Raw genomic sequence first — 17,274 nt, 5'->3', positions numbered from 1 at the left:
TCGATCAAGAAAGCCGAGCCGACAGAAGCAACAGCCGACTCGGAAAAGACTGACGACAGGAGTGTTGGACTTAGAAAGTGATTTTGAGTCCGGCTTCGGCGGTTGCCCGCTTCTCAGTATCGTAGCCGACTTCGAGGTAACCTTTGTCGTTATGAACCCTGGAGAAGAAGCGGGAGTAGAACCCGTCATCGTAAGGCGTAGCGAGGTCCGTTCCCATAAGACTGAAGCTCATATCCTGTCCGTCAGTCCAACTGGCCTCGACACCATAGGCGAGCGTGGCTGCGCCCAGCCTGTGCTGCATCTGGAAACGCGACTGCACGAAATTGGCGAAACGATCATCGACCGACAGGATGGTGCCGGCCGGAAAGTTGAACGTATGGCCCTGCTGCCACAGGCCCGTATAAAGCAGCCTGACGGAGCTTCCTCTGATCGGACCGTCAACACGTACCGACGGCGTTACGAAGATCGAGGCATAGTTCGCGCTGTCGCTGTCGATCCCGCCCATAACTCTGTTGTCGGCCTGATCGCGATCAGTGCTGTTGACGGCGGCACCAACGGTGAACGAATAGCCGACCGATTCTGCAAGATCGCTAGAAACACCGCCGAAGACACTCGCTGACGTCGTCTCATAGGAAACATCCTCATTGCCTGCGACATGAGAGACGGCAACACCGCCGTGAAACCCTAAGGGCTGCGACTCCACACCAGTCACCAGCCCTGCTGAGCCGGCATTGTAGGCCGGCGCTGCCCCGTCTCTTTGCGCAAACAGCCCGCCGCCGAATGCACGCGTCCACCGTCCCTCTACATTCTTCGCAAAGCCATAGGTGTTCGCCGGCAGCTGGGTGCCGCTGCCAGCTTCGATTGCGTCCTGCAGGATCGAGGTCATGCGCCATAGCGCCTGGTCCTGCTGGGAATAGGAGTCCAGATCGGCGACGTAGACAATGCCTAGCCCCTCATCCACGACATGGCTGTTGTGGTATGACGTGATCTCATCCGGCAGCGCGCCGCCACGCAGTGTAGCGTTCCCATTGTTGTCCCTACCGGACTCGGCGAACAGATCGAAGCGTATGGTTGCGTTGAGACCATCACCCAGTGCCAGGCTTGTATGCTTGTCATTTCCTTCCCGCGTCGTCACGCCGGTAAAGCGATTGATGCGGTCGAAGAAGGAGACGAAGACGTCGCCGTAAAGGATCGAGCCATCATTTAGGTGCAAATCGATATCAGCATCATCGGTCGGCTGGTCAGCACTGACATCGATTGAATAGCCGTGGTGTGAGATGATGGTGCCGGCGTTGACAAATTTATGGAACTGATGACCGGTCAAGCTTACGCCATGGCCAGCTCGTCCCTGTCTCTGACTGTTTTCAATAGTCGTTACCAGATTGCCATCCTGATCACGCACCGGGTTTCCATCTTGATCAAACACGACACGTTCTTCGACGATCTCTATGGGAGCACCAAACGATTCAATATGACCGAAATTGTAAGTCTCGTTCATGGGTGTGCCGGCAGGCACGTCCGTCTGATTTCGATAGTTCTCGATCCCGTGGGATTCGCCGTAGAAAGTCCGAATGGTACCGTAATTTCTGATCGTGTTGGCGGCCCCGTTGCCATCGATACCGAAGCCTTCGGGATGAATCTCGATCAATCCGTTATTGATCAACGTGTTGCCATGACCCTCTGCCCGCAAACCGCTGTTGTCAAAGGTGCCGAAACTGCGGATGTCCGCTTCGGCCATCATCAGGATGTTACCATTGTTGACGGCGGTGGAGTTCGAGAAAAGGTAGAACGGACCGGTTGCGCCGTCGATATACATGCCCCTGCTCTGCAGCACATTGGACATGATTGTATTGTTGTTCACGAGCAGGTTGCCGGTGCGCACGATTGCGCCGGTGATATTGTCATTGGAGTCCGTGATCGATTCATAGGCATCAACCCGCATACCAGCACTAAAGCCACTCGAAAGCCCGGGCCTCTGGTTTTGTTCAATTTCTTCCGCAGCTTCAGCCCGGATTTCGAGCAGCCCGTTGTTGACAACCTGGCTGTTGGCGACATTCCTCAAGTAGATTGCGGAGCTTTCACCGTCACCGACGCTGATGGACCCGTTGTTCGTGACTGAAATGTTGTTACCTCGGCTTAAGTAAATTCCATCACCGTAGAATTCGGCGATGGTTCCGTTTGTCCAAATGGAGCCATTGTTGATGATACTGACATCGTCGAGGTTCAGCTGGAAGAAATCGAGCCCGGGAATGTTGTCCACGATGATTGAGACGTTTTCATCGATGACGACCGTGTCACCTGCCTCCACCCCCAACCCGCCTGGCGTGAGCGCATTGGTGATAAGGAGGGGATCTGTAACGTCGATAACCTCCTGAGCGATGAGCGGCGACGGCGCAATCAAAGCCGTCGAACACAGAAGGGCCAAGACAATGGAACCGCGCTTCGGGCTCGGCAGTGAGATTGTCATATTCGGGTTTCCTCGTTTCTCAGACCGGGCAACATGCCCGACAGGCTTCGAGGACACCCCTTCGATGCACAGACACCGCACGACGCCTCGGAAAGCCGGTTCACCTCAATTTGGGGCGAATGTGCATGCGGGTTCGGGAACTGGCTATGTGCGATTGTCTCATTTGTTTACGTGATCGTCTCAATCACTGCGGCGGGCCGGAATCGTGCTGACAATGGAGACTCGCGGCAGTGGCGCCCGTGGATTCTCTGCGCGGAAGCCGGCAATAGCCAATCATCAGGACTCTCGAATAAGAATCCCGGCGTCCCAAATATTGACAGATGGTTTCGACTTCAGACTATTGAGCATGTGAAGCGCATCGGATGCAACTTCCAGCATAACGAAGTGAAGGCCTTGCAAGAGTTTGAGTCCGGGCTTTATGTGCAAACCGCCGAGAGGAGGATCACGGCCGTGGATGTCGTCAGTGATATCTTGAACAATATCACCGCCAGGAACCGCGTTACGGGATTGTTGCGACTGCAAGGTGACTGGGCTTTTGAATCGCCCGAAGCCGATGAAGCCGTCTTCCATCTCATTTTTAAGGGATCCGCCTGCGTCACATTCAAAGGCGAAACCATCCGTCTTGAAGAAGGCGACATGACGATGTTCACCAGGGGGCACGCACACGTTCTTGGAAGCGCGCCGGATGCTCCGAAGGTAACGTTTGCGGAGAACGATACGCGGGTGCGTATGCACGCCGTCGAGAGCGGTGAAATCAGCGGCGTGGAGAAGCAGGCCGACGGGCCCGAAACATCGATCATTTGCGCCCGGTTCAATTTCAGCAGCCAGACCGCCAAGAATCTGATCGAGACCTTCCCTGATCATGCGACGCTAAGCGGCCTGGGCGATGAAACCTTTGCCTCATTTGAGCCCATGCTGCGCAGAGCAGCGGCGGAAGCGCATTCAGACCAGCTTGGCGCATTGGCCGAGTTGGATAGTCTGGTGAACCTTTTGTACCTCTCATTCATGCGTCGTTGGCTTACCAGATCGTCACCGGAGCAAATTGGCTGGCTAAAGGGTCTGCACGACCCTCAAGTCGCAAAGGCTCTGCAGGCCATGCATGAATCACCCTCCCGTAACTGGTCAGTGCAGGAACTAGCCTCCGAGGTAGCCATGTCCCGGTCAACCTTCGCAGCCCGCTTTTCGCGAACGACCGGTGAAACGCCGCTGCGTTATCTTACGCGATGGCGCATGATTCTGGCCGCCCGGCAGCTCGAGATGGAGCCGAACCGCTCTATTAACAGAATTGCCCTATCGGTCGGATATGATTCCGGGGCGTCGTTTTCAGCAACATTCAAACGCCTGTTTGGCAAATCGCCGGGCGCGTGGAGAAGGGGACTCGCCTTGCCAGAGGAAGCCAGAAAGAAAAGCGCGTAGAGCAAACCGGCGCTACGGCTCCAGTTCGACGTCCCAGTAGAGATAGTCCATCCAGCTTTCGTGCAGATAGTTGGGCGGAAACTTGCGCCCGTTATTGTGCAGGTCATGCACAGTCGGATGGTAGGGCTTCTGCGACGGATACATCCGCGCTTCTTTCGGCATCTTGCCGCCCTTTTTCAGATTGCAGGACGAGCAGGCAGCAACGATGTTCTCCCACGTCGTTTCACCGCCATAGCGGCGCGGGATGACATGGTCGAAGGTCAGATCCGCATCGGTGCCGCAATACTGGCACTGGAAGCGGTCGCGCAAAAACACGTTGAACCGCGTGAACGCGGGATAACGGCTCGGCTTCACATAAGTCTTCAGGCACACAACGCTCGGCAGCGCCATGGACATGCTTGGCGAGGACACACGGTGTTCGTATTCGGCTAGAATATTGACCCGGTCGAGGAACACCGCCTTGATCGCATCCTGCCACGACCATAGCGACAAGGGGTAATAGCTGAGCGGCCGGTAATCGGCATTCAGTACCAGCGCCGGAAGCGCGTCGGGTGAAACTGCTATCGTCAACTCACTCTCCTGAGCGATTCGCCGCTTGTCTCCGATATATTAGGCCGGTTGTTACAGGATTGTGAAGTAATCTCAGGAAATTGACCGCGATTGAACGTCGCGGCGGTGACCGAAGCGCAACAGGCTAGTCGCCGGTCGGAGACACGTCACCACGCCTCATCTCCGTGGCGTAATAGGCCCATAACAGGCGGGCTGCGACACCGCGCCAGGGCTGCCAGTCACCAGCCATTTCACGCAGCGTCTTTTGATCCGGGCGCTCATCCAGTTCAAAGGCGTGCGCGGCGGCGCTCTGCAGCGCCACATCGCCTGCCGGGAAGATATCGGGATGGCCGGCACAAAACAGCAGATACACCTCGGCAGTCCAGGGACCGATCCCCTTGATGCCGGTCATGACGGTGATCGACCGGTCCGCCGGCATGGTGCAAAGCGCTTGCGGGTCGACAACGCCCTCAAGAACGGCTGCTGCCGCGGCCTTCAATGTCGCCTCCTTCGAGCGCGACAGACCGATCCGGCGGCACTGCGCATCGCTGAGCGTGGCAATCGCTTCGGGTGTACACCCGCCGCCCGCCTCGTCTTGAAGCCGTTGCCAAATGGCTGATGCTGAAGCTTTGGAGACCATCTGCGCGACAATAATCTCCGCAAGGCCCTGATAGCCGGGTTCGCGTCGCCGCAGCGGAACAGGCCCGGCCCTCTCGATGACCGCGCCCAGGCGCCTGTCCATCGCGGCAAGCGCCGCCAGCCCCTCCGACATGTCGGTTGCTGTCTCGATACGTCTTGGCCGTGCATCGTTCACTGCAAAAAGCTCCCTTCCGGCGGCAATGTTCACCGCGCCGGTGTTTTGCTAATACAACGGCCGCAGTATCGAATGAAGGGACCAAAGCGAATGACGCCTGACGCAGGACAGGAGCGATGAGCAAACGACGCGTCTTTCGTTTTGCTCCCAGCCCCAATGGCCGCCTTCATCTGGGGCATGCCTATTCCGCACTGTGCAACAAAGCCATGGCCGAGGAGTGCTGTGGCCGTCTTTTGTTGCGGATGGAGGATATCGATACGGAACGCTGCACACCGCTGTTTGAAGAGCAGATCATTGCGGATCTGCACTGGCTGAACATCGAGTGGGAACAACCCGTCCGCAGGCAAAGCGACCATTTCGCCGACTATCGCGCTGCATTGGATGAGTTGCGGGACATGGGACTTGTTTATCCAGCCTGTTTTACCCGTTCCCAGATCAAGGATCATGTCGCCGAATATGAGAAAGGCGGAAAGGTCTGGCCGCGCGACCCCGACGGCGCACCGCTTTATCCCGGCAATGAACGGAACCTGACGAGCGCTGAGCAGCAGGACCTGGCAGAGTCAGGCCGGCCCTTTGCCTGGCGACTTGATATGGAGGCAGCCTGCGCCCGGCTGGGCCAACCCATCGGCTGGCGGGAGGCGGGATGCGGGCCCAAGGGCGAAACCGGACACATCCCGGCAAAGCCGCAAGCCTGGGGCGATGTGATTCTCGCACGCAAGGATACGCCGACGAGCTATCATCTGTCCGTTGTTGTCGACGACGCCCGTCAGGGTGTCACGGATATTGTCAGGGGGCACGATCTCTTTCACGCCACATCGGTGCACCGGCTGTTACAGGCGTTGCTTGGCCTTCCCGAGCCGGACTACTGCCATCACGCGCTGCTTGTTGATGCGCAGGGGCGCAAGCTCTCCAAGAGCCAGAGCGACACCGGCATCGGTGCCCTCAGAGACGCCGGGCGATCAGCCGCCGAGGTCATTCGGATGTGCGAAACCGGCGCCAGGATCTGACGCCGGTTTGCATGCTTCAACGGTCTTTGGCTGGTGTCAGATCCGCAGAAAAATCTGCTTCAGCAGAGCCAAAAGCAGCAGCGCTCCAAACGCGCCGAGCAACGATGCTGCCACAAGCACTTGCATGCTGTTCAGCGGAAGGCCGGCCATATCCACCAGGATCATCCCGAGGGCCTGGCCGGTCGCCATCACGATCATGTTGCCAAACACGCCGAAGCCGATCGTGCCCATGATGCCATCCATGGCATGACCGGCAAAAAACCAGATCATGGCACACGCGAGAATCAGCGCGTAAGCCAGTTCCGGTGACAGGAATGTAAACATGTCCAAGCTCCGTCATTTGCAGACGCCGAGACTTGATACCGCCCACAACAAACAAGTAACTCCGCGTGACAATTCATTTGCCAGGGACAAATACTACCCCAAAACCCATCATTTTTGCGGGTTTCCGAGAGGTGCGGTTAATGTTCTTTCAACAGGCAGGACAGCTTTTTAAGGACTTCGGCACAGCGGAACTGCCGGGGCGTTTCGGCCTTTATTGCTTCTCAGCAAGGATCGAGGCGTTGAGCTCTGCTCCGAGAATGAAGATCGCAGCGACAATATAGAGGAAAATCAATGCGATCATGATGGAAGCAAGGCCGGCATAGGTCGCCACATAGGTGGAAAACTGCTGCAGGTAGGCCGAAAAGAGCAACGCACCGGCCATCCAGAAGATCATGGTAACCAAAACACCCGGTAAGGTCGCCCGGATGGACCTGTAGCCGGCCGGCAGCCACCTGTGGCATACGATGAGACCGACAAAGAGCACGATCACCGCAACCACCAGACGCCAGTTATCAAGGTGCGAAATGAGGTCTTCCGACCAGGGAAGCCAGTCCCGCATCAGTTTCGTCAGGATGGGAGCAAGGACAAGCAGAAAACTGATCGCCAGCAGGATGAGCGCGGCGATCACGACGAAGCCAAGACTTTGCGCCCGGTTGAAGAAGATCGACCGGCGATCCGTCACGCGGTAGGCACGGTTGAGCGAAACCCGTAGCGCCTCCACACCGTTCGACGCAAAGAACGCGGCCGCAAGGACCGAAACGGTCAGAACGCCGCCGCGATTGACTGTCAGCACCTGCAGGACCTGCTGCGATATCGGTTCGGCGATCGACTTCGGCCAGGTATCGAAGACAATGTGGACAGCAGTATCGGCGAAGGCATCCGCACCGACAAAACTCGCAAGCGACGTTGCGAAGATAAGAAACGGGAAAATCGCCAGCAGCGTGGAAAGGGCGACGTGGCTGGCCATCGCCCAGCCGTCGTCCTGATTGAAGTGGACGACGGCCTCACGAACCACTCTCCACAGATAAGCTGCCGTCATACGCTCTCTCCACCTCGTCGGTGCCGCACCGGCCGTCTGCCGCAGAATATGCGGCGATTGCATAACAAATCGCGCACTCTTGAAGAACAACTTATTGATCGCAAGGCACCCCGCCGCTTGTCAAAGACATTGTGCAGACGTTAGACAGCATTTTCTTCAATGGTCCCGGGTGGGGCCGCCATCACGGACCGGGCCTTCATGCCAGATCAAAAAAACATTCTTGTTACCGGATGCTCTTCTGGCATCGGCGCCTATTGCGCGCGTGCGCTGCGCAACGATGGCTGGCGGGTTTTTGCAACGGCCCGCAAGGCCGAAGATATCGAGGCGCTGAAGCAGGACGGGTTCGAGGCCTTCTATCTCGACTATCGTGAACCCGAAAGCATCGCGACACTGACAAGTGACGTCCTTGAAGCAACCGGCGGCACGCTGGACGCGCTTTTCAACAATGGCGCCTACGGACAGGCGGGCGCCGTTGAGGACCTCAGCACCGATGTGTTGCGCGAACAGTTCGAAGCCAATTTCTTCGGCTGGCACGAGCTCACGCGACGCATCGTTCCGGTCATGAGGAATAAGGGCCATGGGCGCATCGTGCAGTGTTCGTCGATCCTGGGCCTGGTTCCCCTGCGCTTTCGCGGCGCCTACAACGCTTCAAAGTTTGCCCTGGAAGGCCTGTCGGTGACCCTGCGGCACGAGCTCGCCGGTACCGATATCCATCTCAGCCTGATCGAACCCGGTCCGATCGAGTCGAAATTCGCAACCAATGCGCTGGCCTATGTCGAACGCTATATCGATGTCGAGGGGTCCGTTCACCGGGACGACTATCAAAAGGAACTGCAACGGCTCCGGCAGGGCGGCGTACGTTCCAGAACCAAGCTCAAACCGGACGCCGTTTATGCCGTGCTCAAACATGCACTGGAAAGCCGGCGGCCGAGGCCCCATTATGTTATCACCCGGCCCGCAAGGATTGCGACCCTGATGAAACGTCTTCTCCCGACAAGCGTGTTCTACGGCCTCATCGAGAAACGCTAGCGCTAAAGCAGGAACAGCAATGGCATCCTTTTTCTACTATCTGACACTGGTGGCGATGGCCGCCGTTGTTTTCGTGCTCATCCGGGGCCTCATAAACATGATGCGCGGCGGCTCCGGCAATCTGTCCAACAAACTCATGCAGCTTCGCGTGCTCCTGCAATTCATTGCCGTGGTTCTGATCGTGGTTGTATTGTGGATCACCGGCGGCGGCCGTTAAAGCGGGAGACGATTTTGGTCAAACTCAATAAAATCTACACGCGCACCGGCGACGACGGCACCACCGGACTGAGCACCGGCGAACGCTGCCCGAAAAACGACCTTCGGGTCGAGGCCTTCGGCACCGTTGACGAGGCCAATGCCTGTATCGGCATGGCGCGCCTGCACACCGGTGATCTCGCCACCCTCGACGCCATGCTTGCGCGCCTGCAAAATGATTTCTTCGATCTCGGTGCCGATCTGGCGACGCCTGATGAAGGAAAAAAACTCGACTATGAACCGCTGCGCATCACCGCGGATCAGGTCAGCCGCGTTGAAACCGAGATTGACAGGCTCAACGCCGATCTCGACGCATTGACCTCTTTTGTATTGCCCGGAGGATCACCGGCAGCCGCGGCACTTCACCAGGCGCGCACAGTTACCCGCAGGGCGGAAAGGATCATGGTCGCGTTGGCTGGTACCGGCGCTCACGTCAACGCTGACGGCCTGCGCTATATCAATCGCGTTTCGGATCTCTTGTTTGTGGCCGCGCGTTGCGCCAATGACAATGGCCGCAGCGATATTCTCTGGGTGCCGGGCAAGAACCGTTAGACGCTCATGTTCATACCGCTCAACGATCGCAACGACCTCGACCATATTGATCGCCAATACGTCACCCTGACACTTATCGCGATCAATGTGATCGTCTGGGTATTGACCGCCCTGAGCGGTGCGGACGGTGAGTTGACAACAGCCGCCGTCCTCGGGCTGGGTTTTATCCCTGCCGTTGCCTTCGGACCGGCAGAGCTTGCACCGGGTCTGACGCTCGTGCCGGAAACGGCGACCTACATCACCTATTCCTTCCTGCATGCCAATTTCATGCATCTTGCCGGCAACATGGTCTTCCTGTGGGTCTTTGGCGACAACATCGAGGACGCACTCGGCCATTTCCGCTTCCTCATCTTCTACCTTGCCTGCGCGGCGGCCGGCGCGCTGGCCCATGGCCTGTTCAATGCCGGCTCGGAGGCGCCGCTCATCGGCGCTTCCGGCGCGGTTGCCGGCATCGTCGCCGCCTATCTGATCCTCCACCCGCGTGTCAGGATCTGGGTTCTGGTTATGTGGCGTATTCCATTACCCCTGCCAGCCTTTGTCCCGCTGCTGATATGGGTGGGCTATCAGTTCGTCATGGTGTTTGCCGACAGCGATGGCGCTGTCTCCTGGGCGGCCCATGTGGGCGGCATCGTGGCAGGTGCTATCCTCGTCGTCTTGCTGAAGAGACGCGACGTACCGCTGTTTGACCGTCAGATTGTCTCGCCCCGCGCGGTTGTCAGGCACAAATCACCGGTTCCGAAAGTCGAAAGACGCTGGGGCCGCTGAGGCGGGCAACCGCAACGAAACAGGCGAAATCCCGTCCCTGCGGCACAAACGCAATTGACCGACAAGGCCACTTGCAGATATGTGACTGCCGAGAGGCTCAGTATTTCAAATAATCCGGGTGTTTCTGGCCAGAAATGGACATGATCATGTCGCCTTCCAGCCAGCATCGGACACGCCGGATGTGCCAAGTCCTGCGCACGATTTGAGAAAGGTAAGCGAATGAAAGTTCTGGTCCCAGTAAAACGGGTCGTCGACTACAACGTCAAGATCCGCGTCCGGCCCGATGGCTCGGGTGTTGAGCTTGCAAACGTCAAGATGTCCATGAACCCCTTTGACGAAATTTCGGTCGAGGAAGCGATCCGGCTGAAAGAAGCCGGCAAGGTTGAGGAAATCGTCGCCGTTTCCATCGGACCGGCAAAGGCCGAGGAAACTATCCGGACGGCCCTTGCCATGGGTGCCGATCGCGGCATCCTGGTCCAGACGGACGACACGGTCGAACCGCTTGCCGTTGCCAAGATCCTCAAGGCGATCGTCGCTGAGGAAGATCCCGGCCTCGTCATTGTCGGCAAACAGGCCATTGACGACGACGCGAACCAGACGGGACAGATGCTTGCCGCACTGCTTGGATGGTCACAGGGCACATTCGCTTCTGAGATCGAAATCGGCGACGGCAAGGCGTCCGTGACGCGCGAAGTTGACGGTGGCCTTCAGACTGTCGAGATCACACTGCCCGCCGTCGTCACGACGGACCTGCGGCTTAACGAGCCGCGCTACGCTTCGCTGCCGAACATCATGAAGGCCAAGAAGAAGCCGCTCGACAAGAAAACCACTGCCGATTACGGCGTCGACACCGCTCCAAGGCTTAAAGTACTGACCACCGAAGAGCCCGAGGGCCGCAAGGCCGGCGTCAAGGTTGAAAGCGTTGCCGAGCTTGTCGACAAGCTTAAAAACGAAGCCGGCGTGCTTTAAGGAAAGGATCAAACGCATGACTACTCTTCTTCTTGCGGAACACGACAACGCGTCCCTTTCCGATCAGACCGCCAAGGCCCTGTCGGCTGCTGCGCAGATGGGCGGTGACGTCCACGTGCTGGTTGCCGGCAAAGGTGCAAAGGCCGCCGCCGACGAAGCTGCAAAGCTCGATGGCGTATCCAAGGTGCTTCTGGCTGAAGCCGACGAGCTGGAATACAGCCTCGCCGAGCCGATGGCAGCGCTGATTGTCTCCATGGCCGGCGATTATGATGCCATCGTCGCCGCCGCGACGACCACAGGCAAAAACGTCATGCCGCGTGTCGCAGCCCTTCTGGACGTCATGCAGGTCTCGGACATCACCGAAGTGGTGAGTGCCGACACCTTCAAACGCCCCATCTATGCGGGCAATGCGATTCAGACCGTTCAGGCGACAGACGCCAAAAAAGTCGTCACCGTGCGCACCGCCGGCTTCAATGCTGCCGGTGAAGGCGGTTCGGCAGCAGTCGAGACGATCTCCGCAGCAGACAATCCGGGACTTTCGACCTTCGTGGAAGAAAAACTGTCGGAAAGCGACCGCCCCGAACTGACATCTGCAAAGGTGATCATCTCCGGCGGACGCGCCCTTGGCTCCGAGGAAAAATTCCAGGAAGTCATCCTTCCGGTTGCAGACAAGCTGGGTGCCGCCGTCGGCGCATCCCGTGCAGCGGTCGATGCCGGTTATGCCCCCAACGACCTTCAGGTCGGTCAGACGGGCAAGGTGGTCGCACCGGACCTTTACATTGCCTGCGGCATATCGGGCGCCATCCAGCACCTTGCGGGCATGAAGGACTCCAAGGTCATTGTCGCCATCAACAAGGACGAGGAGGCACCCATTTTCCAGGTTGCCGATTACGGTCTTGTCGCAGATCTCTTCGACGCCCTGCCCGAGCTGGAAAAGGCGCTTTAGCCCGATCACTGCTTAAGCAGATTCGTCACGCAAACTTACTGGCCGGGCTGGACGTTACCAGCCCGGCCATTTAGTTTGTAACAGACGAGCGGCGTAAGCACGCGACACCCCGAAAGAACGGAATAAAAATGGCCAACGCGATCAAATCTGTTGGAATAGTCGGAGCAGGCCAGATGGGTAACGGTATTGCGCATGTTTGCGCAATTGCCGGTTACGATATCCATCTGCACGATGTGTCCGAGGAACGCATCAAGGATGGGCTGGCGACGATAAACGGCAACATGGCCCGACAGGTTGCGGCCGGAACCTTGAAGGATGCCGACCGTAACAAGGCGATCGGACGCATCATCGCCGCGCCATCTGTCGAAGACCTCGCATCGCTGGATCTGGTGATCGAAGCAGCGACGGAAGACGAGACGGTCAAGCGGAAAATCTTTGCCAATCTGTGCCCGGTTCTCAACCCGGAAGCCATTTTGGCGACAAACACCTCGTCCCTGTCGATAACCCGGCTTGCCTCGGCGACCGATCGGCCCGAGCGCTTCATCGGCATTCACTTCATGAACCCGGCCCCGGTCATGCGGCTGGTTGAATTGGTCCGCGGCATCGCCACCGCCGACATCACCTTCGATGCGGCCAAGGAATTTGTTGTCTCCCTCGACAAGACGGTGACCGTGGCCGAGGATTTCCCCGCCTTCATCGTCAATCGCATCCTGCTGCCCATGATCAATGAGGCGATCTACACGCTTTATGAGGGCGTGGGCACGGTTGAAGCCATCGACACATCGATGAAGCTTGGAGCCAACCATCCGATCGGCCCGCTGCAGCTTGCCGACTTCATCGGCCTCGACACCTGCCTGTCGATCATGCAGGTGCTTTACGACGGGCTGGCCGATTCAAAATACCGGCCCTGCCCGCTGCTGGTGAAATATGTCGAGGCCGGCTGGCTCGGCCGCAAGACCGGGCGCGGCTTTTACGACTATCGCGGCGAGGAGCCGGTGCCGACGCGCTAAAGGTCCTTGCCGGATGCGGCACGGTTTTACATTCAGCCTGTGGAACCGGAATACGCGATCACACGTATCTCGACGACAGCACCCTCACGCCTGAGGCCCGCGACTTCCACCGCCGTCCAAGCCGGATAGGGTTCGTCAAAGTATTCAAGCCGCACGGCATCGAACAGATCGAAGTGATCACGCAAGCCGACGTGGTAGGTGGTCATCTCAACGACAGACTGTAGCGTCATGCCGCCCTCGTCCAGGATTGCCCCTATCTTGTCAAATGCATTGCGAAACTGCTGACCGGGATCATTGGGCATGACCCCTTCTGCATTTCCGCCTGTCGAACCCGTCAGGAAAACATGATCGCCGGACACGATGGCCGGCGACATCTTCGCCTTTCCGGCCGCCGCCGCCAATAATGGCGGAATTAGAGTACGCTTAGCCATCAACAAGGGTCCAGGCAGACTAAGATGACGGCTGCTGCCGGCCGGAAAGCGCCGCGCCGACATAGGCCTTGGCATCATCGCTCGACCAGTGTGCCGGGCCGTTCATATTGGCGACTAGGCAGCCCGCCTCATCGATCAGCAGCGTCACCGGAAGGCCGAAGGCAAGGCCTTCTTTCTTCAGATCGTTAAAAACGCCCATTGTGTTGTCGCGATAGTAGCCGAGACTGGCGACGCCGATTTCCTCAAGGAATGCCGTCGGCTTGCTGTCGTCACCCTGATCGATATTGATGGCGACGACCTCGAAGTCTTCGCCGCCCATGACTTTCTGCAGTTCGTCAAGCGCCGGCATCTCTTCCCGGCAGGGTGCGCACCATGTCGCCCACAGATTGACCAGCAGCGTCTTTCCAGACATGTCACCGACCGTCATCTTTTCGCCCTGTGGTGAGTTGAACGACAGAAACGCCAGCGATCTCGGCTCGCTCGCCGATGCCATGGCGGCAACATGACCCGTGGCGAACGGTTCTACGGCCTTTGCCAGTTCCACCGAACCGGAGCACGCGGCGGCGGGCGCTACAGCGCTGTTCGCCCCGTTTGAGTTGTTGCCAGACGGCGCATCATTCACGTATACCGCAGCCAGAACGGCCACGATGGCCAGGACAACAGCGGCGCCGACAATCATGAAGATCGTGGTGTTTCCGTTTTTTTGTTCCGACATTTACGTCATCTCCGGAGCTGACTGACACATGAACGGTAAATCCTCCAACAAGATGTGGGGCGGACGCTTCGCCTCCGGTCCCGACGCGATCATGGAAGATATCAACGCGTCAATCGATTTCGACCGGAAACTCTACGCCGAGGATATCCGCGGCTCGCTGGCCCACGCCGATATGCTGGCCACCACTGGAATAATAAGCTCAGACGATCGTGACAAGATTGTGCAGGGCCTGAACACGATAATGTCAGAAATCGAGAGTGGCGGCTTCGAATTCTCGCGGCGGCTTGAAGATATTCATATGAATATCGAGGCGCGGCTGTCCGATCTGATCGGCCCGGCGGCCGGTCGGCTGCACACGGCCCGTTCGCGCAACGATCAAGTCGCGCTCGACTTTCGCATGTGGGTCCGCGCAGAGATTGAGAAAACACAAACCGCACTGACAAATCTGATCGGCGCCTTTCTCAACCGCGCCGAAGAGCATGCCGACACCGTCATGCCGGGTTTCACACATCTGCAGACGGCGCAGCCAGTCACGTTCGGACATCATTGCATGGCCTATGTGGAAATGTTCGGCCGCGACCGCTCGCGGGTGCGCGATGCGCTTGCGCGGCTTGACGAATGCCCTCTCGGCGCTGCCGCCCTTGCCGGCACCGGCTTTCCCATCGACAGGCACAACACCGCCGGCGCGCTTGGTTTTTCAGCGCCCACGCGCAACTCGATCGATACCGTTTCCGACAGGGATTTCGCGCTCGAGTTCCTCAGTATGGCGGCCATCTGCGGAACCCACCTGTCACGTCTTGCCGAGGAGATCGTCATCTGGTCGACGCCGCAATTCGGCTTTGTCCGGCTATCCGATGCCTTTTCGACCGGCTCTTCCATCATGCCGCAGAAGAAAAACCCGGACGCCGCCGAACTCGTCCGCGCCAAGACCGGACGCATCAGCGGTGCACTGATTGCCCTGCTGACGGTGATGAAGGGACTTCCGCTCGCCTACTCAAAGGACATGCAGGAGGACAAGGAACAGGTCTTCGACGCAGCCGAGACGCTGGAACTGGCAATCGCCGCAATGACGGGAATGATCTCGGACCTGAAAGTCCTGAACGATGGCATGAAGGCGGCTGCCGGATCGGGTTATTCGACCGCGACAGACCTTGCAGACTGGCTGGTTCGCGAGGCAGGACTGCCGTTTCGCGAAGCCCATCACGTGACCGGCCGGGCGGTGGCGCTTGCCGAAGAGCGCGGCTGCGACCTGGCGGACCTGCCGCTTGAGGATCTGCGCGATTTGAACCCGTCTGTGAATGAGGGTGTCTATTCGGTCCTGACCGTCGAGGCCTCGGTTGCCAGCCGCACAAGTTTCGGCGGCACGGCGCCGGATAATGTGCGTGAGCAGATCGCCTGGTGGCGCGCGCAGCTCTAACAAAGCGGTAACGCGCATAAACAGGGTGCACATTTGCACCGAAACGGTCTAAAAGAGCTTCATCACGAGTTCCGGATAATTGCGAGCGCTCCATGAACGCCACATCAGCCGTCAAAGCTGCAATGTTTCTAGTACTGATCGGACTGGTAGCTGCCGGCTGCGGCCGCAAGGGGCCCCTTGAAGTGCCACCGCCGCGCGGTCAGGTCGCCGAGGATCCGGAGGAAAAGGACAAGCCGGTTCCTGAACGTCGCTTCATTCTCGACCCGCTCATCCAATAGGCTGCCAGCCCAGTGAATCATTTTGAATACAAGGACGGTATCCTCCATGCCGAGGATGTCAGCATTGCCGAGATCGCACGATCGGTCGGCACGCCCTTCTATTGTTATTCGACAGCAACGCTGGAGCGCCACTACAAGGTGTTTGCCGGCGCGTTCAAGGAGATTGACGCCCTCGTCTGTTATGCAATGAAGGCAAACTCCAACCAGGCCGTCCTGGCAACACTTGCCAGGCTGGGAGCCGGAGCGGACGTTGTGTCGGAGGGTGAGCTGCGCCGGGCCCTTGCTGCCGGCATACCGGCGCAAAAGATCGTCTTTTCCGGCGTCGGCAAGACGGTCCGCGAAATCGATTACGCCCTCAGCACCGAAATCCTGTGCTTCAACATCGAATCGGAAGCCGAACTGGAGATGATCAGCCAGCGGGCATCGCACCTTGGCCGCACCGCGTCCGTCTCTTTCCGCATCAACCCGGATGTCGACGCAAAGACACATGCCAAGATTTCCACCGGCAAGAAGGAAGACAAGTTCGGCATCTCCTGGCGCGATGCCGAAGCGGTTTATGCCCGCGCGGCAAACCTGCCGGGCATAAAGGTTACGGGCATCGATCTGCATATCGGCAGCCAGATTACCGAACTGCAGCCCTATGACGACGCCTTCAAACTGCTGCAGACGCTGGTCGCCCGGTTGCGCGAGGCGGGCCATGCCATCGATCATGTCGATGTCGGCGGCGGCCTCGGCATCCCCTATCGCGACGACAACAATCCGCCGCCTGATCCACTGGCCTATGCCGATGTCGTGCTGGAAAACCTGAAATCGCTGAACTGCAAGGTGGTTTTCGAGCCCGGGCGCATGATCGCCGGCAATGCCGGAATACTGGTCAGTGAAGTGATCTATGTGAAGGACACGGGCAACAAGACGTTCGTCATCGTTGATGCGGCTATGAACGACCTGATCCGGCCGACGCTCTACGAAGCCTGGCATGAAATCAGGCCCGTTGCCGTTCCCGTTCCAGGCACGCCCGACATTGAAGCCGATATTGTCGGACCGGTCTGCGAAAGCGGCGATTATATCGCCAAGGACCGCAAGTTGCCTGCACTGGAAGCCGGCGATCTGATCGCCATCGGCTCTGCAGGAGCCTATGGCGCGGTCCAGTCATCGACCTATAATTCCAGGCTTCTGGTTCCCGAAGTCCTTGTCAATGGTGGTGATTTTCACGTCGTCAGGCCACGCCCCAGCTACGAGGAGCTGATCGGGCTGGATTCCCTTCCTGACTGGCTTTGAACGGCCCGCCAGC

The 17,274-nt window shown here is 58.4% G+C and carries 19 protein-coding genes; 12 read left to right on the top strand and 7 right to left on the bottom strand.

What is annotated here, in order from left to right:
* Nucleotides 1–70: 70 nt before the first annotated feature.
* Complete coding sequence (locus tag OQ273_RS22985) at nt 71–2,467, bottom strand: right-handed parallel beta-helix repeat-containing protein (RefSeq protein ID WP_267993445.1); 2,397 nt, start codon at nt 2,465–2,467, stop codon at nt 71–73.
* A 33-nt stretch (nt 2,468–2,500) separates the two neighbouring features.
* Here OQ273_RS22985 and OQ273_RS22980 point away from each other — a divergent pair, with 33 nt between their 5' ends.
* Nucleotides 2,501–3,883 carry an AraC family transcriptional regulator gene (locus tag OQ273_RS22980; RefSeq protein ID WP_267993444.1) on the top strand — a complete coding sequence of 461 codons (1,383 nt, stop codon included), beginning with the start codon at nt 2,501–2,503 and terminating at the stop codon, nt 3,881–3,883.
* 12 nt (nt 3,884–3,895) lie between these two features.
* Here the strand turns inward: OQ273_RS22980 and OQ273_RS22975 are convergent, their stop codons facing one another.
* Nucleotides 3,896–4,453 carry an HNH endonuclease gene (locus OQ273_RS22975; RefSeq protein WP_267993443.1) on the bottom strand — a complete coding sequence of 186 codons (558 nt, stop codon included), beginning with the start codon at nt 4,451–4,453 and terminating at the stop codon, nt 3,896–3,898.
* A gap of 124 nt (nt 4,454–4,577) precedes the next feature.
* Nucleotides 4,578–5,204, bottom strand: coding sequence for a DNA-3-methyladenine glycosylase family protein (locus tag OQ273_RS22970; protein ID WP_267993580.1), 627 nt, complete (start codon nt 5,202–5,204; stop codon nt 4,578–4,580).
* A gap of 158 nt (nt 5,205–5,362) precedes the next feature.
* Between OQ273_RS22970 and gluQRS the strand changes: the two genes are divergently transcribed.
* Nucleotides 5,363–6,253: a tRNA glutamyl-Q(34) synthetase GluQRS gene (gene gluQRS / locus OQ273_RS22965; protein WP_267993442.1), complete on the top strand. Its 891-nt coding sequence runs from the start codon at nt 5,363–5,365 to the stop codon at nt 6,251–6,253.
* Nucleotides 6,254–6,289: 36 nt separating this feature from the next.
* On the opposite strand, the gene OQ273_RS22960 is transcribed toward gluQRS, so the two are convergent.
* Both OQ273_RS22960 and OQ273_RS22955 read right to left on the bottom strand, forming a co-directional pair.
* Nucleotides 6,290–6,577 carry a hypothetical protein gene (locus OQ273_RS22960; protein ID WP_267993441.1) on the bottom strand — a complete coding sequence of 96 codons (288 nt, stop codon included), beginning with the start codon at nt 6,575–6,577 and terminating at the stop codon, nt 6,290–6,292.
* Nucleotides 6,578–6,788: 211 nt separating this feature from the next.
* Entirely contained in the window at nt 6,789–7,616 is an 828-nt protein-coding gene (locus OQ273_RS22955; RefSeq protein ID WP_267993440.1) for a YihY/virulence factor BrkB family protein, read from the bottom strand.
* Nucleotides 7,617–7,814: 198 nt separating this feature from the next.
* Here OQ273_RS22955 and OQ273_RS22950 point away from each other — a divergent pair, with 198 nt between their 5' ends.
* The 7 genes from OQ273_RS22950 (at nt 7,815) to OQ273_RS22920 (ending at nt 13,142) form a co-directional block, all read left to right on the top strand.
* Complete coding sequence (locus OQ273_RS22950) at nt 7,815–8,645, top strand: SDR family oxidoreductase (RefSeq protein ID WP_267993439.1); 831 nt, start codon at nt 7,815–7,817, stop codon at nt 8,643–8,645.
* Between the two features lie 19 nt (nt 8,646–8,664).
* Nucleotides 8,665–8,862: a twin transmembrane helix small protein gene (locus OQ273_RS22945; protein ID WP_267993438.1), complete on the top strand. Its 198-nt coding sequence runs from the start codon at nt 8,665–8,667 to the stop codon at nt 8,860–8,862.
* A gap of 14 nt (nt 8,863–8,876) precedes the next feature.
* A complete protein-coding gene (locus tag OQ273_RS22940; RefSeq protein WP_267993437.1) occupies nt 8,877–9,452 on the top strand; it encodes a cob(I)yrinic acid a,c-diamide adenosyltransferase in 576 nt (191 codons plus the stop codon).
* Nucleotides 9,453–9,458: 6 nt separating this feature from the next.
* Complete coding sequence (locus tag OQ273_RS22935; protein ID WP_267993436.1) at nt 9,459–10,217, top strand: rhomboid family intramembrane serine protease; 759 nt, start codon at nt 9,459–9,461, stop codon at nt 10,215–10,217.
* Between the two features lie 219 nt (nt 10,218–10,436).
* The gene (locus OQ273_RS22930) at nt 10,437–11,186 is read left to right on the top strand and encodes an electron transfer flavoprotein subunit beta/FixA family protein (protein ID WP_267993435.1); all 750 of its coding nucleotides are present in this window, start codon (nt 10,437–10,439) and stop codon (nt 11,184–11,186) included.
* Between the two features lie 16 nt (nt 11,187–11,202).
* Nucleotides 11,203–12,132: an electron transfer flavoprotein subunit alpha/FixB family protein gene (locus tag OQ273_RS22925; RefSeq protein WP_267993434.1), complete on the top strand. Its 930-nt coding sequence runs from the start codon at nt 11,203–11,205 to the stop codon at nt 12,130–12,132.
* Between the two features lie 128 nt (nt 12,133–12,260).
* Entirely contained in the window at nt 12,261–13,142 is an 882-nt protein-coding gene (locus OQ273_RS22920) for a 3-hydroxybutyryl-CoA dehydrogenase (RefSeq protein ID WP_267993433.1), read from the top strand.
* 32 nt (nt 13,143–13,174) lie between these two features.
* Here OQ273_RS22920 and OQ273_RS22915 read toward each other — a convergent pair whose 3' ends face one another.
* Together OQ273_RS22915 and tlpA are read right to left on the bottom strand one after the other, a co-directional pair.
* Entirely contained in the window at nt 13,175–13,573 is a 399-nt protein-coding gene (locus OQ273_RS22915; RefSeq protein ID WP_267993432.1) for a RidA family protein, read from the bottom strand.
* A gap of 19 nt (nt 13,574–13,592) precedes the next feature.
* Nucleotides 13,593–14,288, bottom strand: coding sequence for a thiol:disulfide interchange protein TlpA (gene tlpA / locus OQ273_RS22910; RefSeq protein WP_267993431.1), 696 nt, complete (start codon nt 14,286–14,288; stop codon nt 13,593–13,595).
* 28 nt (nt 14,289–14,316) lie between these two features.
* On the opposite strand from tlpA, the gene argH reads away from it, so the two are divergent.
* The 3 genes from argH (at nt 14,317) to lysA (ending at nt 17,261) form a co-directional block, all read left to right on the top strand.
* A complete protein-coding gene (gene argH / locus OQ273_RS22905) occupies nt 14,317–15,705 on the top strand; it encodes an argininosuccinate lyase (RefSeq protein ID WP_267993430.1) in 1,389 nt (462 codons plus the stop codon).
* A 92-nt stretch (nt 15,706–15,797) separates the two neighbouring features.
* Nucleotides 15,798–15,983, top strand: a complete 186-nt coding sequence (gene lptM / locus OQ273_RS22900; RefSeq protein ID WP_267993429.1) for an LPS translocon maturation chaperone LptM — start codon at nt 15,798–15,800, stop codon at nt 15,981–15,983.
* A gap of 12 nt (nt 15,984–15,995) precedes the next feature.
* Nucleotides 15,996–17,261 carry a diaminopimelate decarboxylase gene (lysA, locus tag OQ273_RS22895; RefSeq protein ID WP_267993428.1) on the top strand — a complete coding sequence of 422 codons (1,266 nt, stop codon included), beginning with the start codon at nt 15,996–15,998 and terminating at the stop codon, nt 17,259–17,261.
* The last annotated feature ends 13 nt before the right edge of the window (nt 17,262–17,274 follow it).

The organism is Hoeflea prorocentri (assembly GCF_027944115.1).
Lineage (GTDB): Bacteria > Pseudomonadota > Alphaproteobacteria > Rhizobiales > Rhizobiaceae > Hoeflea_A > Hoeflea_A prorocentri.
Note: the sequence above shows the minus strand (reverse complement) of the source record. Positions and strands in the feature narration are given on the sequence as shown.

Coding starts and splice junctions, on each gene's coding strand:
- OQ273_RS22985 (WP_267993445.1), bottom strand. CDS start 2,467: ATGACAATCTCACTGCCGAGCCCGAAGCGCGGTTCCATTGTCTTGGCC.
- OQ273_RS22980 (WP_267993444.1), top strand. CDS start 2,501: ATGCCCGACAGGCTTCGAGGACACCCCTTCGATGCACAGACACCGCAC.
- OQ273_RS22970 (WP_267993580.1), bottom strand. CDS start 5,204: ATGTCGGAGGGGCTGGCGGCGCTTGCCGCGATGGACAGGCGCCTGGGC.
- gluQRS (WP_267993442.1), top strand. CDS start 5,363: ATGAGCAAACGACGCGTCTTTCGTTTTGCTCCCAGCCCCAATGGCCGC.
- OQ273_RS22960 (WP_267993441.1), bottom strand. CDS start 6,577: ATGTTTACATTCCTGTCACCGGAACTGGCTTACGCGCTGATTCTCGCG.
- OQ273_RS22955 (WP_267993440.1), bottom strand. CDS start 7,616: ATGACGGCAGCTTATCTGTGGAGAGTGGTTCGTGAGGCCGTCGTCCAC.
- OQ273_RS22950 (WP_267993439.1), top strand. CDS start 7,815: ATGCCAGATCAAAAAAACATTCTTGTTACCGGATGCTCTTCTGGCATC.
- OQ273_RS22945 (WP_267993438.1), top strand. CDS start 8,665: ATGGCATCCTTTTTCTACTATCTGACACTGGTGGCGATGGCCGCCGTT.
- OQ273_RS22935 (WP_267993436.1), top strand. CDS start 9,459: ATGTTCATACCGCTCAACGATCGCAACGACCTCGACCATATTGATCGC.
- OQ273_RS22930 (WP_267993435.1), top strand. CDS start 10,437: ATGAAAGTTCTGGTCCCAGTAAAACGGGTCGTCGACTACAACGTCAAG.
- OQ273_RS22925 (WP_267993434.1), top strand. CDS start 11,203: ATGACTACTCTTCTTCTTGCGGAACACGACAACGCGTCCCTTTCCGAT.
- OQ273_RS22920 (WP_267993433.1), top strand. CDS start 12,261: ATGGCCAACGCGATCAAATCTGTTGGAATAGTCGGAGCAGGCCAGATG.
- OQ273_RS22915 (WP_267993432.1), bottom strand. CDS start 13,573: ATGGCTAAGCGTACTCTAATTCCGCCATTATTGGCGGCGGCGGCCGGA.
- tlpA (WP_267993431.1), bottom strand. CDS start 14,288: ATGTCGGAACAAAAAAACGGAAACACCACGATCTTCATGATTGTCGGC.
- argH (WP_267993430.1), top strand. CDS start 14,317: ATGAACGGTAAATCCTCCAACAAGATGTGGGGCGGACGCTTCGCCTCC.
- lptM (WP_267993429.1), top strand. CDS start 15,798: ATGAACGCCACATCAGCCGTCAAAGCTGCAATGTTTCTAGTACTGATC.